This is a genomic window from Streptomyces sp. NPDC047108 (assembly GCF_040643575.1).
Taxonomy (GTDB): Bacteria; Actinomycetota; Actinomycetes; order Streptomycetales; family Streptomycetaceae; genus Streptomyces.
Map to the genome: position 1 here is coordinate 1 of NZ_JBEYUP010000002.1, position 14,358 is coordinate 14,358.

The window sequence follows — 14,358 nt, forward strand, 5'->3', positions numbered from 1 at the left end:
GGCACGCTGTTGAGTTCTCAAGGAACGGACGCTTCCTTCAAAACCGTCTCCGGTTTCTCCGGGCGCTTCCCTTCGGTGTTTCCAACCTTACCAGATTCGTTTTCCGTTCCGTTCCCGGTTCGGATTCGCTTTCCGGCCCCCGATTGGAGGGGTTCACGCCTTCCGGCGCGGCTCCCACGTTAGCGGATTTCCCGTCCCGCTCATAATCGAGCTTCCGGTTCCGAATTCCGGCACGCCGAAATTCTCCCCGAAGGGATCAAGCCTCAGTGGATGCCGCCGAGCGGCGCGAGTGAAGCCACAGAACCGCACCGGCTCCGTGGCAACTCGCAGGACTGTACACGACCCTGCGCGGCCGTCCAAAACGCGTGGTGACCGGGCCTCCCTGCGCGTAAAGTCGGCCTCATGACGAAGCATGCGCACGCTCTTCTGTGGTGGGCCGCCTGACGGCGGCCGGACCAGCGCATGCACCCACACGGCCGCCGCTCCCGGCGGCCGTTCGCGTCTCACGCACCTCTCGACTCACGCCGGCCGGCGGGCACGGCGGTCCTCCGAACAGGCAGAACAGGCAGGAGACGAGAGAGATGACCAGGACGCGCATCTTCAGCGGAGTGAAGCCCACGGGGCATCTGACCCTGGGCAACTACCTGGGTGCGGTGCGCCGTTGGGCCGAGGAGGATCAGCACCGCGCCGACGGGGTCTTCTGCGTCGTCGACCTGCACGCGCTGACCGTTGCGCACGACCCGGCCCGCGTACGGCGGCTCAGTCGACAGGCCGCGACGATCCTCCTCGCGGCCGGCCTCGATCCCGATCGGTGCGCGCTCTTCGTGCAGAGCCATGTGGACGAGCACACCCGTCTCGCGTATCTGCTGGAGTGCACGGCCACCGACGGCGAGATGCGGCGGATGATCCAGTACAAGGAGAAGGCCGCGCGCGAGCGGGCCCGCGGCGGGAGCGTACGGCTGTCTCTCCTCACCTATCCGGCCCTCATGGCGGCCGACATCCTGGCGTACGGGACGGACGAGGTTCCGGTCGGCGACGACCAGGCGCAGCACGTCGAGCTGACGCGCGATCTGGCGCGGCGCTTCAACGAGCGGTACGGGCATGTGTTCACCGTCCCGAGGGCCACCCATCCGCCCGTGGCCGCGCGCGTCATGGATCTGCAGGACCCGACGGCGAAGATGGGGAAGTCGCAGGCCCGGTCGGCGGGCATCGTCCATCTGCTCGACGAGCCGGACGCGGTTAGGCGGAAGATCATGCGCGCGGTGACGGATGGCGGGAGCGAGGTCCGCTACGACCGGGAGGCGCATCCCGGGGTCGCGAACCTGCTCGACATCCTCTCGGCCGCCACGGGTGGCAGGGAGCGGCCGGAGGAGCTGGCGGGGCAGTTCGGGTCGTACGGCGCGCTGAAGAAGGACACGGCCGAGGCGGTCGTCGAGCTGCTGTGTCCGCTGCGGCAGCGGCATGCCGAGCTGAGCGCCGATCCGGCGTACGTGGACGGGGTGCTGCGGGCGGGTGCCGAGCGGGCGCGGGCCATGGCGCGTCCCTGGGTCGACGCGGCGCACCGGGCGATCGGGCTGCTCCCTCCCGTGTAGGGGCAGCCGGGACGGGGCGGTGGGCCCCCGGCAGCGGGGGCCCCGGCGTCAGCCCTTGCCCGTGGCCAGTTCGCGGCTGCGGTCGCGCGCTGCCTCGATGGCGGCGAGGAACGCGGCCCGTACGCCGTGGCTCTCCAGTTCGCGGATCGCGTTGATCGTCGTCCCAGCGGGCGAGGTCACGGCCTCCCGCAGCTTCACCGGGTGCTCGCCGCTGTCGCGGAGCATGACGGCGGCGCCGATGGCGGCCTGCACGATCAGGTCGTGCGCCTTGTCGCGGGGCAGGCCGAGGAGGATGCCGGCGTCCGTCATGGCTTCGACGAGGAAGTAGAAGTAGGCGGGGCCGGAGCCGGAGAGGGCGGTGGCGGCGTCCTGCTGGGTCTCGGGGACGCGGAGCGTCTTGCCGACACCGCCGAAGATCTCCTCGGTGTGGGCGAGGTGTTCGGCGGTGGCGTGGCTGCCGGCCGAGATGACGGACATCGCCTCGTCGATGAGCGCGGGGGTGTTCGTCATGACGCGGACGACGGGGGTGCCGGCGGCGAGCCGTTCCTCGACGAAGGCGGTCGGGATTCCGGCGGCGCCGCTGATGACCAGGCGGTCGGACGGCACATGGGGGGCCAGCTCTTCCAGGAGCGTGCCCATGTCCTGCGGCTTGACGGTGAGGATGAGGGTGTCGGCGACCTTGGGCGCTTCCGGGTTCGAGACGGACTCGACGCCGTAGCGGCTGCGGAGTTCTTCCGCGCGTTCGCCGCGGCGTGCGGTGACGAGCAGGTCGGACGGGGACCAGCCGCCGCGGATCATGCCGCTGAGCAGGGCCTCGCCGATCTTGCCGGCGCCGAGAACGGCGACCTTCTGCGTCATGGTGTCGCTCACCTCATCGGGGGTGCGGGGTGTGCGCGTCGGCGCACGTGATGCGGTGTCCATCCTGGCACCCGCGGCGGGCCCGCGCCGCGCCACACCCCTCCCCCGACGACGTATCCGCGCCCGCCATGAGGCGCGGGGCTACGTCGTACGGCGGCGGAGGGTCGCCGCTCCCAGGACGAGGACCAGGAGCGCGCTGCCCGCCACCACGACCGCGTCCCGGACGAAATCGTCGGAGACCGTGCTGTGCAGGAGGATCTCGTTCATGCCGTCGACGGCGTACGACATGGGCAGGACGTCGGAGATCGCCTCCAGCACCGGCTGCATGGTGTCCCGCGGCGCGAACAGCCCGCACAGCAGGAGCTGCGGGAAGATCACCGCGGGCATGAACTGGACCGCCTGGAACTCCGATGCGGCGAAGGCCGAGACGAAGAGGCCGAGTGCCGTGCCGAGCAGGGCGTCCAGCAGGGCGACGAGCAGCAGCAGCCAGGCCGAGCCCGCGAAGTCGAGGTCCAGCGCCCAGAGCGCGAGGCCGGTGGCGAACGCGGCCTGGACGACGGCCAGGAGGCCGAAGGCGAGGGCGTAGCCGAGGATCAGGTCGGCCTTGCCGAGCGGCATGGAGAGCAGCCGCTCCAGGGTGCCCGAGGTGCGCTCACGCAACGTGGCGATCGAGGTGACCAGGAACATCGTCACCATCGGGAAGATGCCGAGGAGTGAGGCGCCGATGCTGTCGAAGGCGCGGGGGTCGGAGTCGAAGACGTAGTAGAGCAGGACGAGCAGCAGGCACGGTACGAGCAGCAGGAGCGCGATCGTCCGCGGGTCGTGGCTGAGCTGGCGCAGCACGCGGCGGGCGGTGGCGAGGGTCCTGGTGAGGTTCATCGGACGGCTTCCTTCTGCTGTGCGGCGGCCTGCTTCGCGGCGTCGACGAGGTGCAGGAAGGCGTCCTCGACGGTGTCGGTGGAGGTGCGTCGGCGCAGGGCCTCCGGGGTGTCGTCGGCGAGGATCCGGCCGGCGCGCATGAGGAGGAGGCGCTCGCAGCGCTCGGCCTCGTCCATGACGTGGGAGGAGACGAGGAGGGTGGTGCCGCGCTCCTCGGCGAGGCGGTGGAAGAGGTTCCACAGGTCGCGCCGGAGTACGGGGTCGAGGCCGACCGTCGGTTCGTCGAGGACGAGCAGTTCGGGGGCGCCGAGCAGGGCCACGGCCAGGGAGACGCGGGAGCGCTGGCCGCCGGAGAGGTTTCCGGCGAGGGCGTCGGCGTGGTCGGTGAGGTCGACCTCGGTGAGGGCGCGTTCGACCTGGGCGCGCCGGTCGGCGCGGCTCAGCCGGGGGTCGAGGACCGCGGCGTAGTAGTCCAGGTTCTGGCGTGCCGTCAGGTCGTCGTAGACGGACGGGTGCTGCGTGACGTAGCCGACGAGGGAGCGCAGCGGGGCGGATCCGGCAGGGCGGCCGAGGACGTCGAGCGTGCCGGTGACCTTGGCCTGGGTGCCGGCGATGGCGCGCATGAGCGTCGACTTGCCGCAGCCGCTGGGGCCGAGGAGACCGGTGACCTGGCCTCGCGGGATGTCGAAGTCGAGGCCGTCGAGGACGGTACGGGTGCCGCGGACGACCGTGAGTCCGCGGGCGTGGATGACGGGCCCGGCCAGGCCCGTCGCCGCGTCGTCCACGCGTCCGCCGACGCGTTCACCGAATTTATTCATCATGCGTTGAATAATGCTCCCGGAGGAGGAGCGGAGTCAAGAGCTCCGCCTCGCGGAAGGGGCAGGCCGCCGTAGGGTCGGGCGTGTGACTCGTCTTCCGTTCCGCGCCCGCGACGGGCGCCGGGCGCGCGGCGTCCTCGCCTCCGTCCTGCTGCCGGTGCTGGTGGCCGGCACGGCCTGCTCGTCCAGTGGCGGAGACGGAACGGGCGCGCAGAGCGTGGGCGATCCGCTCTTCCCCCGCCTCGGCAACGGCGGTTACGACGTGCGCCACTACGCGCTCCGCCTCGACTACGACGTGGAGAACCGCCGGCTCGACGGCGCCGCCACCGTCACCGCGAAGGCCGGCCAGGACCTGCGCAGCTTCAGCCTCGACCTCTCCGGCCTGACGGTCCGGACAGTGACGGTCGACGGGCGGAAGGCGGAGGTGCGGCGCGAGCGGAACAAGCTGATCGTCCGGCCGGCGCGCGAGGTCGCGAAGGGCGCCACCTTCCGTACCGCGGTCGCCTACGACGGCCGCCCGCGCACCCTCACCGACCCCGACGGCTCCACCGAGGGCTGGGTGCCGACCGACGACGGGGCCTTCGTGGTCGGTGAGCCGGCCGGGGCCATGACGTGGTTCCCCGTGAACAACCACCCCGGGGACAAGGCCGCGTACGACGTCCGGATCACCGTCCCGCGCGGCTGGACCGCCATCTCCAACGGCGAGTTGCGCGACGAGCGGACGCGCGGCGGACGCACCACCTTCGCCTGGCGCAGCGCCGAGCCGATGGCCTCGTACCTCGCCACCGCCACCATCGGGAAGTTCGAGGTGGACCGGTCGAGGACGAAGAGCGGGCTGCCGCTCTACGTCGCCGTCGACCCGCGCGAGGCGGCGAAGAGCCGGAAGCCGCTCGCCACCATCCCGGAGGTGCTGGAGTGGGAGACCGGGGTCTTCGGGCCGTACCCCTTCTCCTCGTCGGGCGCCGTCGTCGACCACGAGCCGAAGGGCGTCGACTACGCGCTGGAGGTCCAGACGAAGCCGTCGTATCCCGAGGCGCCGGAGGAGTCGACGGTGGTGCACGAGATGGCCCACGAGTGGTTCGGCAACTCCGTCACGCCGAAGACCTGGCGGGACATGTGGCTCAACGAGGGCTTCGCCACGTACGCGGAGTGGCTGTGGCAGGAGCAGCACGGCGGGGACTCCGCGCAGAAGACGTTCGACGAGCTGTACGCCACCGACGAGGACGAGGACCTCTGGGCCTTCCCGCCGGGCGACCCGGGCAAGGCCGAGAACGTCTCCGGCGATCCCGTCTACGACCGGGCGGCGATGGCCCTGCACCAGCTCCGGGGCACGGTCGGCGACCGCGCCTTCTTCCGCATCCTCAAGGAGTGGCCGGCCGAGTACCGGCACCGCAATGCCGACGCCGCCGACTTCTTCGCCTTCTGCGAGAAGCTGACCGGCCGCGAGCTGGACCAGTTGTTCACGGCCTGGATCGAGAAGGACGGGAAACCGGAGAAGGCCCGGAGCTGAGGCGGGGTGGCCCCGAGCCCCTCCGGCACGGACGGGTCGGACGCGGACGGTTCGGACACGGACGGTTCGGACACGGACGGTCAGAGCGCGCCGAGGTCGAGGTGGCGCAGCTTCTCGGGATTGAGGATGGCGTCGATGCCGGTGATGCGCCCGTCCTCACCGACCGTGAAGGACAGCACCGCGGCCTGCTCGCCGACGGTGTCGACGAAGACCAGCCCCGGCGCCCCGTTGACGTCCCGCACCAGCACGGCCATGCGCTCCGGGTCGTAGCCGCGCTCGGTCAGGCGGTGGACGAAGCGCGCCACCTTCTCGTGACCGGTGACCGGGATCCTGGCCGCGGTGACCTTGCCACCGCCGTCGGAGCGCCAGACCACGTCGGGGTCGAGGACCGCCATCAGGCCGTCGAAGTCCCCGCCCGTCACCGCCGCGAGGAACGCCTCGACCGCCTGCCGGTGCTGCCCGCGGTCGACGGACCTGCGCGGCGCCCCGGTCGCACGGACGTGCTTGCGGGCGCGTGAGGCCAGTTGCCGTACGGAGTCGGGACTGCGGCCGACGACCTCGGCGATCTCGCCGAACGGCACGGCGAACACGTCGTGCAGCACGAAGGCCGTGCGCTCGGCCGGGGTCAGCCGCTCCAGGACGGTGAGCAGGGCGATGCCCACGGACTCGTCGAGCGTCACGCGGTCCTGCGGATCGAGCACCCGGTCGTCCCCCACGACGGGCTCGGGGAGCCACGGGCCGACGTAGGTCTCGCGCCGGGAGCGGGCGGAGCCGAGCTGGTCGTAGCAGATCCGGCTGATGACGGTGGTGAGGTACGCGCGGGGGTTCCGCGCCTCGCCGTCGGGCAGCGCCTGCCAGCGCAGCCAGGTCTCCTGCACGGCGTCGTCGGCGTCGGCCACGGATCCGGTGATCCGGTAGGCGACGCCCCACAGGCGGGTGCGGTACTCCTCGAACGTGCTCAGCTCCGCCATGGCCCTGGTCCGCCTCTCCCTCGTGCACGCCGTCCGCCGTCACCCGCTCGGGCGGGCGCGCGCGACGTATCTCCTGCGAGGGGGACGGGACGGGCGGCCGGACTGTGACACCCGGTCGGATCGCACACGATGGAGGCGGGCGCGTACGCGGGAGAGGCGGGCCGCCCTCAGCGGCGCTTGCGCTTCTGTCCCGGCCCGCCCGCGCTGCTCGCCGCCCGTGCGGCGGGGTTGCCGGTACGGCTCGCCCGGCGCCGTTCGTAGGTCTCGCGCTGCCGCTCGTACGCGGCGCGCGCGGCCTTCTCGCCCGGGGCGTCGACCAGGCTGCGGACGAACCAGGCGAGCAGCACCCCGATGAAGCCGATCATCCGCAGACTCTGCAGCGACCGTTCGACGGAGGCGTCACCGGCGGGCTCGGGCCCGCGGACGAACCCCTGCCAGGTACGACGGAACGCGAGCGCCGTGCACGCCGCGAACATCAGGACCATCAGCAGGGTCACCCAGCGGCCGATCCCCGCGATCGCCAGGCCCTGGTAGCCGAGGACGAGCACCGCCGCACCCGCCACGGAGGCCAGCAGCGATCCGGCGGCGACGCCCGCCCGCCGCAGGGCGTACCGGCCGCTCCGGTCCACCCACGTCGTGCCGAAGAACAGGAGAGGCTCGGGGCGGGGCCCCGCGGGCTGCTGCGCTTCACTCATGGCGTCGATTATGGCCCGGCGTGGGGCGCGCCTCCCGGACCGGCGATCCGGGGCCCGGGACGTGTACGGGATCCGGGGCCCGGACGGGTACGGCATCGGGGGTCCGGATGTGTACGGCATACGAGGCACGGACGGGTACGGCACACGAGGCGGACGGGTACGGCGTCGGCCCGGATGCCGTACGGCCACCGCGCGTACGGTCATGCTCCGGTCACCGTCCGAGGCGGTCCTTTTCGTACGTCGACCCCCGGGAGCCCGGCCCGTACGCTGATGCCGCCCGCTCGACGGGAGGCACGACGACGTGGCACTCAACACGGGAGATCCGGAGGAGATAGGCGGCTACCGGCTGGAGGACCGGCTCGGGTCCGGCGGGATGGGAGTCGTCTATCTGGCGCGCTCCGCCTCGGGCCGACGGCTGGCGCTGAAGCTGGTGCACCAGCAGTACGCGGACGACGAGGAGTTCCGCGTCCGGTTCCGGCAGGAGATCGCGGCGGCCCGGCGGGTCAGCGGCGCCTTCACCGCGGCCGTGGTGGACGTCGACCCGGAGGCCGAGCGACCGTGGATGGCCACCTCGTACATCGAAGGCCCGACCCTGGCCCAGGAGGTGGGGGCCCACGGTCCGCTGCCGTGGCGTGAGCTGCACCGGGTGGCGATCGGTCTGGTCGAGGCGCTGCGCGACATCCACCGGGTGGGCGTGGTGCACCGCGATCTCAAGCCGTCCAACGTCGTGCTCTCGCCCGAGGGCCCGCGGGTGATCGACTTCGGCATCTCACGCGCGGCGGACAACCAGACGCTGACGATGACCGGCCGGGTGATGGGCACACCGCCGTTCATGTCGCCGGAGCAGCTGCGGACGCCCCGGGAGGTCGGCCCCGCCTCCGATGTCTTCTCCCTGGCGACCGTGCTGGTGTACGCGGCCACGGGCCAGGGGCCGTTCGACTCGGACAGCCCGTACATGACGGCCTATCAGGTGGTGCACGAGCCGCCCTCGCTGAACGGGCTCCACGGCCCGCTGCGGACGGTCGTCGAGGCGTGCCTCGCCAAGGACCCGGAGGACCGGCCGGGCCTGGCCGAGCTGCTGGAACGGCTGCGGGCCCTCCCGGCCCCCGAGGAGGAACCCGTACGGGCGAGGGGACGGGACGGCGGCGCGACGCGCGTCGGCGCGGGCGGGGACACCGCCACCGGGACCACGATCCGGGCGGATGCGGACGCCGCCGACGGGCGGTCCGCGTGGCGGCTGCGCCCGGCGGCCTGGCGCGGACGGCGGGCCGCGGGCGCCGGCACCTCACCACGCCGCCGGTACATCGCTCTGGCCTCGGCCCTGGCCGTGGCCGCCGTGGTCACCGGCGTCGCGCTGGCCCAGCCGCAATTCCTCGGGCGGGACGGCGACGAGGGGGCCGGGGCCGATGGGGCCGCACCCCCGGCGCTCCCCGACGGCTGGAAGCCGTGGAAGACCGAGGTCGTCAACGACCCGCAGATCACCGACGAGTTGCGCTGCCTGCCCCAGGACGGCTCGCTGTTCTGCGGCGGTGGCGGAGTCATGGCCACGCGGCTTGGGACCTCCGACGGCGACGTCCGGTGGACGACGCGGAACCCCACCAGCGTCCCCGTGATCGGCATGGACCTGGTCGGGCTCACCGACGACACCGTCGTCGCGTACCGCGTGACCCACCGCAAGAGCGCCGGCGACGAGGTCTACGACATCGCCGGGTTGCGCACGGCGAACGGCGAGCGGACGTGGACGGCGGAGCTGAGCGACGCCTCGTACGCGCTCCGCGCGACGCGCGCCAAGGGCGCCGTCGTCCACGACGGGAAGGTGCTGCACGCAGGACGGGACGGTACGCGGATGGAGGCACGCGACGCGGACACCGGCGAACTGGAATGGACCGAACCGTTCCCCGAGGACGAGACCTGCGTCCCGGTGCTGGTGGGCGGCCGACCGCACGCGCTGTGCGCGCCCGCCCGCGACGCCGCCGACTTCCACATCACCCGCGTCTCCATCCACGAACTCGACCCGGACGACGGCCGCTTCGTCCGCGACAACCAGCTGAAGGGGACGCTGCGTCTCGTCGGTGACGCGGACGGCGCTCCGGTCTTCATCCAGGAGCGGTACACCGACGACGGCGCGATGAGCAGCATGCGCGCCGTCACGGTCGACCTGCGGAGCGGCCGGAAGTCCGTCGTACCGCTGCCCCGGCCGTTCCCCCGGAGCGGCGTCGAACTCCGCGGCGACACCCTCTACTTCACCGAGGGGAACGGTCGTGTCACCGCCATCGCCCTGCGCACCGGAGAGGTCCGGTGGTCAAGGACGACCGCGCTCGAAGGGGCCTCGGGCCCGGCCGTCTCGGGCGACGCGCTGTACTTCAGCTCCGGGACGGGACGGGTGCTGGCCCTCGACCGGCGTACGGGCAAGGAGCTGTGGCACACCGGGCCGCGGGCGGGCGCGGCGATCACGCTGCCGGACCGCTCGCCGCGCGTGCTGCCGGTGGGGCGGGCGCTGTACGTGAGCGCGGCCGACAACACGCTGTTCACGCTGGACGCGCGGAACCCGTCGCGTGGGAGCGGCGGCGGGGGCACTTCCGGCGGTGCGGGCACGTCCGGCGGCGCGGGCACGTCCGGCGGTGCGGGCTGAACGGCTGTACGGGCGAGGCGGGTTGAACCGCCGGGCGAACGGAGCGGGCTGAACGGCCGGGCGAGTGGTGTGGGTTGAGGGCGTCGAACAGGGGCCCTCAGCAGCGCGGGGCCACGTAGCCGTCGCTTCCCGTCCTCACATAGGCGTCCGAAACGTACTGCCCGGGGCCGATGTTGTCCCAGATCCGCGTCGTGCCGTACGGGCCCGCGACCCTCTCGCCCTGGCACTGGCAGTTGATCCGCACCCGCGCCCCGTACGGCAGCACCTTCACCAGACGGCTGCCACTGCTCGGTCCGCTGCGCACGTTCACGCGGTAGCCGGGTGCGACCGGGTAGGTGGCCTGGTCGGGGGCGGCGGTCGTGTCCACCGGTTCCCCGCCCAGGAGTCCGGCATCCAGGAGTTCCGCCTCCAGGAGGTCCTTCTCCAGCGGTGGCGCCTCGGGGAGTTCGGCCGTTTCCGGCGCCGCCGGAACCTCCGTCCCTGTACCCCCCGTGTCCGTAACGATCTCCTCCGTGGCCATTTCGGCCCCTCCCCCGATTTCTGAAGCTTTGGACGACATGCGCAGGCTAGCAAGCCCCGCCTGACCCGTACGCGTCATCGACTAGGCTCCTGCGGGTCGCAACGGGGCCGAGAAGACGGGGGTGGGCCATGCCGCCGCTGCGCGGAACCGGGCCGGGCCCGGAAGCGGAGGATCCGGATTTCGCCGGGCAGTACCGGCTGGAGGAACGCCTCGGCTCCGGCGGCATGGGCGTCGTCCACCTCGCCCGCTCCGCCTCCGGCCTGCGTCTCGCCGTGAAGGTCATCCACGCGGAGTTCGCCGAGGACGACGAGTTCCGGGCGCGCTTCCGTCAGGAGGTGGCCGCCGCCCGGCGCGTGAGCGGCGCCTTCACGGCACCCGTCGTCGACGCCGATCCGGACGCCGACCGGCCGTGGATGGCCACCCTCTACATCCCCGGCCCGACCCTCGCCGACCAGGTGAAGCGGAACGGTCCGCTGACGCTCACCGAGGTACGGCGCCTGGCGGCGGGCCTGTCGGAGGCCCTGCGCGACATCCACCGCGCCGGTGTCGTGCACCGCGACCTCAAGCCGAGCAACGTCCTGCTGTCCGAAGGCGGCCCGAAAGTCATCGACTTCGGGATATCCCGGCCGTCCGACAGTGCTCTGCGGACGGAGACGGGGAAGCTGATCGGCACGCCGCCGTTCATGGCACCCGAGCAGTTCCAGCGGCCGCGCTCGGTCGGCCCCGCGGCGGACGTCTTCGCGCTCGGGTCGGTGCTGGTGCACGCGGCGACGGGGCGGGGACCGTTCGACTCGGACAGCCCGTACATCGTGGCGTACCAAGTCGTCCACGACGAGGCCGACTTGACGGGCGTACCGGAGAACCTGGCCCCGCTGATACGCGCGTGCCTGGCCAAGGACCCGGAGAACCGGCCGACGCCGGACGCGGTCATGGCGATGCTGCGGGCGACGGCGGAGCAGGCCGGGGCGGAGGACGCCGCCCGTGCCCGCGTACCGGCACAACGGCGGCCGTCGGCGGTGGAGTCGGGCACGGCGGGCACGGCGGAGGCGGGTACGGCGGGCGGGGACGGGAGCGGGCCCGCGACCGGTCCCTGGACGGACGAACCGGGCGGGTGGAGCGGCCGGGACGGTACGTACGGCCGGGAGGACCCCACGCATTTCCGGTCCTCCGATGCCGAACCCGCCGACGCCGCGGACCGGATGGCCGCGGCGCTCTGGGAGGAGATGCGCAAGGGGGATGCGTCCGCGGCGGCCCCTCCGGCATCCGGTCCGGCGCCCGGCTCCGCGCCCGGTTCCGCGCCCGGTTCCGCGCCCCGTGACGGTTTCGACTCCGGCTCCGACGGCATCGGTGACAGCGACGGTGCCGCGCACGGCGCCACCCCCGCCGCGAAACGCCCCGCCATCACCCGGCGGCGGCGTGCCCGCTGGGTGGCCGTCGCGGCGGCGACCGCCGTCCTGATCGGCGCGGGCGTGGCAACCGCCCAGCGTCAATCGGGAGTTGACCCCCGGCCGCGGGTCACGACCCGCACCACCGCCGCGGCGTTCCAGCCCTGGACGACCTCCGTGACCGCGGACGGCGCCGCGAAGTCCGAGACCGGCGCGCCCTTCTGCGCGTCCGCGGACGGCGCGCTGTACTGCGCGGCACGCGGGGTGAAGGCCGCGCGGATCAACCCGGGGACCGGCCGGAAGGTCTGGTCGCGGGAGAGCGCTGCGGGCGCCGGCGGCGACACGGCGGGCGGGCCCGAGATGCCGCCCCAGACGCCGGTGGTCTCCGGCGGCCTGGTCCACGTCCTCTCCGTGACGGCGAAGGGCTCCCGCCTGGAGGCCATGGATCCCGCGAGCGGCGCGATCCGCTGGAGCAAGGACGTCTCGGCGTACGAGGGCCGGGTCTACCACGCCGGTGACACCGTGCTGCTCGTCCCCGGCGACGGCACGATCCGCGGGCTCCGCGGCGCGACGGGCAAGGAGCGGTGGCGGAAACCGTACGAGGGGCGCGGGGAACCGGTGTTCAGCGCGTTCGGCGCGGGACACACGGCCTACGGCACGGCGGTGTCGGACGACGGCTCGCACACGTACGTCACGGCCGTCGACGCGGCGACGGGCACCACGCGCTGGCGGCGGACGCTCACGGGCACGCTCACGCCCGCGGGGACCGCGGCCGACGACCGTACGATCCTGCTCACCTCGACCGATCTGCAGCAGCGCACCGACGCGCTGGTCCGCTACGACCCGGATGCCCGCAAGGAGAGCCGTACGCCGCTCACGCTGGCGCTGGACTCGGTGACCACCGGCATTCACGGCGACACCGTCCATCTCCTCGCGCACGGTGGCACGTTGATGGCGGTCGACACGCGCCGCACCGATCCGGAGCGCGCGGAGCTCTGGCGGATGGAGACCTCCGTCAGCAACGCCTCACCCATCGCCGCGACGGCCGACCGGCTCTACTTCACCGCCGCCGACGGCCGGTTGCTGGCCATCAACGCCCGGCGCGGTGTCCTCGCCGGGCAGACTCCGGCCCGGATGAACGCGGAGAACCGCGGCTACGCGGGGTCCGTTCCCGCGCCGGTCGTGGTGGACGGCGGCGTCATCGGGGCGGCGCCGGACGGCTCGCTCTTCGCGGTCAACGAAGGCAGGCCCTCCGGCTGGTGACGGCCCTTTCGCCGCCCGAGCCCCGCGCCCCGCGTCCCACGTCCCGACGAGCCCCGCGCCCGATCGGCATCGGCAACCCGTCCCTCCGAGGCGGGCGTTGAGCCCTGTACCGAAGCCTGGGGGCGTGCAGACCCACCCCCGACTTCCTGTACAGTTGTCCAGGAAGTCGTGGGTGGCCGGACACGGGTCGGCCGAGACCCGGTCGAAGCTCGAAGGGGCAGTCATGCACACGGTCGCGCAGATACTGATCGGCGTCGTCGCCGCACTCCATGTGTACTTCCTGGTGCTGGAGATGTTCCTCTGGGAGCGCCCCCCTGGGCGCAAGCTCTCCGGCCTCGACGCCGAGACGGCCCGTGCCAGCGCCCCGCTCGCCGCCAACCAGGGCCTCTACAACGGGTTCCTGGCCGCCGGTCTCGTCTTCGGACTCGTCTCCTCCGACCCCACCGGCTTCCGCGTGCAGGTCTTCTTCCTCGTCTGCGTCGTGATCGCGGGCATCTACGGCGCGGCCACCGCCAACCGCCGGATCCTGATCGCCCAGGCCCTGCCCGGGGCACTCGCCCTGACCGCCGTCCTCGCCGCGGGCTGAGCGCTCCGTGCCGGCCGAGGATCCTCGCACCGTCCGCACCAGGTCCCGCCTGCGGGACGCCCTGCTGGCCGAGTGCGCGCACCGCCCCCTGGAGAAGGTCAGCGTCTCGGCCGTGACCACCCGAGCGGGCGTCGGCCGGGCCACCTTCTATCTGCACTACGACGATCTGCGGTCACTGGCGACGGACGCCTGCGCCGAGATCGTACGGAGGGCGGTGGACGCGCTGCATGCCTGGCAGGACGGCGATGCGCCGCCGACCGTCCCCGAGGGGCCACCCGCCGCGCTCACCGCGTTCTTCACCGAGGCAGCAGGGCACCGTGCGCTCCATCGCACCCTGATCCGGCCCGGCGGCAGCGGCCCGCTCGGAGAACTGCTCCACCGTGAGCTGCGGGAGCGGTCGCGGAGCGAACGGGAGCGGGTGGGAGCGCCGCACGCCGACCTCGCGGCCTCGGCCGTGGCCGCGGCGTTCACCGGAGTGCTCGCCGACTGGCTGCACGGCCTGATCGACGCCGAACCGGACGTCATGGCACGCCGGATGTGGTCGCTCCTGCTCGCCGTACACCGCGCCTGGCCCTCGGCCCGGAGCGGCCTGGGCGCCGGCGCAGCGGGAATCCGGCGCTCTCCCTGACGCCCGGCTCCTCGCGCCCGG

The 14,358-nt window shown here is 73.0% G+C and carries 12 protein-coding genes; 6 read left to right on the forward strand and 6 right to left on the reverse strand.

Annotated features, from left to right (window positions below):
* The first annotated feature begins 581 nt into the window (after positions 1 to 581).
* The gene (gene trpS / locus ABZ822_RS05170; RefSeq protein ID WP_360847109.1) at positions 582 to 1,592 is read left to right on the forward strand and encodes a tryptophan--tRNA ligase; all 1,011 of its coding nucleotides are present in this window, start codon (positions 582 to 584) and stop codon (positions 1,590 to 1,592) included.
* 48 nt (positions 1,593 to 1,640) lie between these two features.
* Here trpS and proC read toward each other — a convergent pair whose 3' ends face one another.
* The 3 genes from proC to ABZ822_RS05185 all read right to left on the reverse strand — a co-directional run bounded on the left by proC (position 1,641) and on the right by ABZ822_RS05185 (position 4,150).
* Complete coding sequence (proC, locus tag ABZ822_RS05175; protein WP_360847112.1) at positions 1,641 to 2,450, reverse strand: pyrroline-5-carboxylate reductase; 810 nt, start codon at positions 2,448 to 2,450, stop codon at positions 1,641 to 1,643.
* A gap of 141 nt (positions 2,451 to 2,591) precedes the next feature.
* Positions 2,592 to 3,329 carry an ABC transporter permease gene (locus ABZ822_RS05180; RefSeq protein ID WP_360847115.1) on the reverse strand — a complete coding sequence of 246 codons (738 nt, stop codon included), beginning with the start codon at positions 3,327 to 3,329 and terminating at the stop codon, positions 2,592 to 2,594.
* Positions 3,326 to 4,150: an ABC transporter ATP-binding protein gene (locus ABZ822_RS05185; protein ID WP_360847118.1), complete on the reverse strand. Its 825-nt coding sequence runs from the start codon at positions 4,148 to 4,150 to the stop codon at positions 3,326 to 3,328. Before ABZ822_RS05185 ends, ABZ822_RS05180 begins: the two co-directional genes overlap by 4 nt.
* Positions 4,151 to 4,232: 82 nt before the next feature.
* Between ABZ822_RS05185 and ABZ822_RS05190 the strand changes: the two genes are divergently transcribed.
* Positions 4,233 to 5,657 carry a M1 family metallopeptidase gene (locus ABZ822_RS05190; RefSeq protein ID WP_360847121.1) on the forward strand — a complete coding sequence of 475 codons (1,425 nt, stop codon included), beginning with the start codon at positions 4,233 to 4,235 and terminating at the stop codon, positions 5,655 to 5,657.
* A gap of 80 nt (positions 5,658 to 5,737) precedes the next feature.
* Here the strand turns inward: ABZ822_RS05190 and sigJ are convergent, their stop codons facing one another.
* Positions 5,738 to 6,628 carry an RNA polymerase sigma factor SigJ gene (gene sigJ / locus ABZ822_RS05195; protein WP_360847124.1) on the reverse strand — a complete coding sequence of 297 codons (891 nt, stop codon included), beginning with the start codon at positions 6,626 to 6,628 and terminating at the stop codon, positions 5,738 to 5,740.
* A 167-nt stretch (positions 6,629 to 6,795) separates the two neighbouring features.
* A complete protein-coding gene (locus ABZ822_RS05200) occupies positions 6,796 to 7,323 on the reverse strand; it encodes a hypothetical protein (RefSeq protein ID WP_360847127.1) in 528 nt (175 codons plus the stop codon).
* A 301-nt stretch (positions 7,324 to 7,624) separates the two neighbouring features.
* Here ABZ822_RS05200 and ABZ822_RS05205 point away from each other — a divergent pair, with 301 nt between their 5' ends.
* Positions 7,625 to 9,955 carry a serine/threonine-protein kinase gene (locus ABZ822_RS05205; protein ID WP_360847130.1) on the forward strand — a complete coding sequence of 777 codons (2,331 nt, stop codon included), beginning with the start codon at positions 7,625 to 7,627 and terminating at the stop codon, positions 9,953 to 9,955.
* Positions 9,956 to 10,052: 97 nt separating this feature from the next.
* Here the strand turns inward: ABZ822_RS05205 and ABZ822_RS05210 are convergent, their stop codons facing one another.
* Positions 10,053 to 10,337, reverse strand: coding sequence for a peptidase (locus tag ABZ822_RS05210; protein WP_360848746.1), 285 nt, complete (start codon positions 10,335 to 10,337; stop codon positions 10,053 to 10,055).
* Positions 10,338 to 10,603: 266 nt separating this feature from the next.
* Between ABZ822_RS05210 and ABZ822_RS05215 the strand changes: the two genes are divergently transcribed.
* The 3 genes from ABZ822_RS05215 to ABZ822_RS05225 all read left to right on the forward strand — a co-directional run bounded on the left by ABZ822_RS05215 (position 10,604) and on the right by ABZ822_RS05225 (position 14,337).
* Complete coding sequence (locus tag ABZ822_RS05215; protein WP_360847133.1) at positions 10,604 to 13,123, forward strand: serine/threonine-protein kinase; 2,520 nt, start codon at positions 10,604 to 10,606, stop codon at positions 13,121 to 13,123.
* Positions 13,124 to 13,346: 223 nt separating this feature from the next.
* A complete protein-coding gene (locus tag ABZ822_RS05220) occupies positions 13,347 to 13,709 on the forward strand; it encodes a DUF1304 domain-containing protein (RefSeq protein ID WP_360848749.1) in 363 nt (120 codons plus the stop codon).
* A gap of 7 nt (positions 13,710 to 13,716) precedes the next feature.
* A complete protein-coding gene (locus ABZ822_RS05225) occupies positions 13,717 to 14,337 on the forward strand; it encodes a TetR/AcrR family transcriptional regulator (RefSeq protein ID WP_360847136.1) in 621 nt (206 codons plus the stop codon).
* The last annotated feature ends 21 nt before the right edge of the window (positions 14,338 to 14,358 follow it).

Coding starts and splice junctions, on each gene's coding strand:
- trpS (WP_360847109.1), top strand. CDS start 582: ATGACCAGGACGCGCATCTTCAGCGGAGTGAAGCCCACGGGGCATCTG.
- proC (WP_360847112.1), bottom strand. CDS start 2,450: ATGACGCAGAAGGTCGCCGTTCTCGGCGCCGGCAAGATCGGCGAGGCC.
- ABZ822_RS05180 (WP_360847115.1), bottom strand. CDS start 3,329: ATGAACCTCACCAGGACCCTCGCCACCGCCCGCCGCGTGCTGCGCCAG.
- ABZ822_RS05185 (WP_360847118.1), bottom strand. CDS start 4,150: ATGATGAATAAATTCGGTGAACGCGTCGGCGGACGCGTGGACGACGCG.
- sigJ (WP_360847124.1), bottom strand. CDS start 6,628: ATGGCGGAGCTGAGCACGTTCGAGGAGTACCGCACCCGCCTGTGGGGC.
- ABZ822_RS05200 (WP_360847127.1), bottom strand. CDS start 7,323: ATGAGTGAAGCGCAGCAGCCCGCGGGGCCCCGCCCCGAGCCTCTCCTG.
- ABZ822_RS05215 (WP_360847133.1), top strand. CDS start 10,604: ATGCCGCCGCTGCGCGGAACCGGGCCGGGCCCGGAAGCGGAGGATCCG.
- ABZ822_RS05220 (WP_360848749.1), top strand. CDS start 13,347: ATGCACACGGTCGCGCAGATACTGATCGGCGTCGTCGCCGCACTCCAT.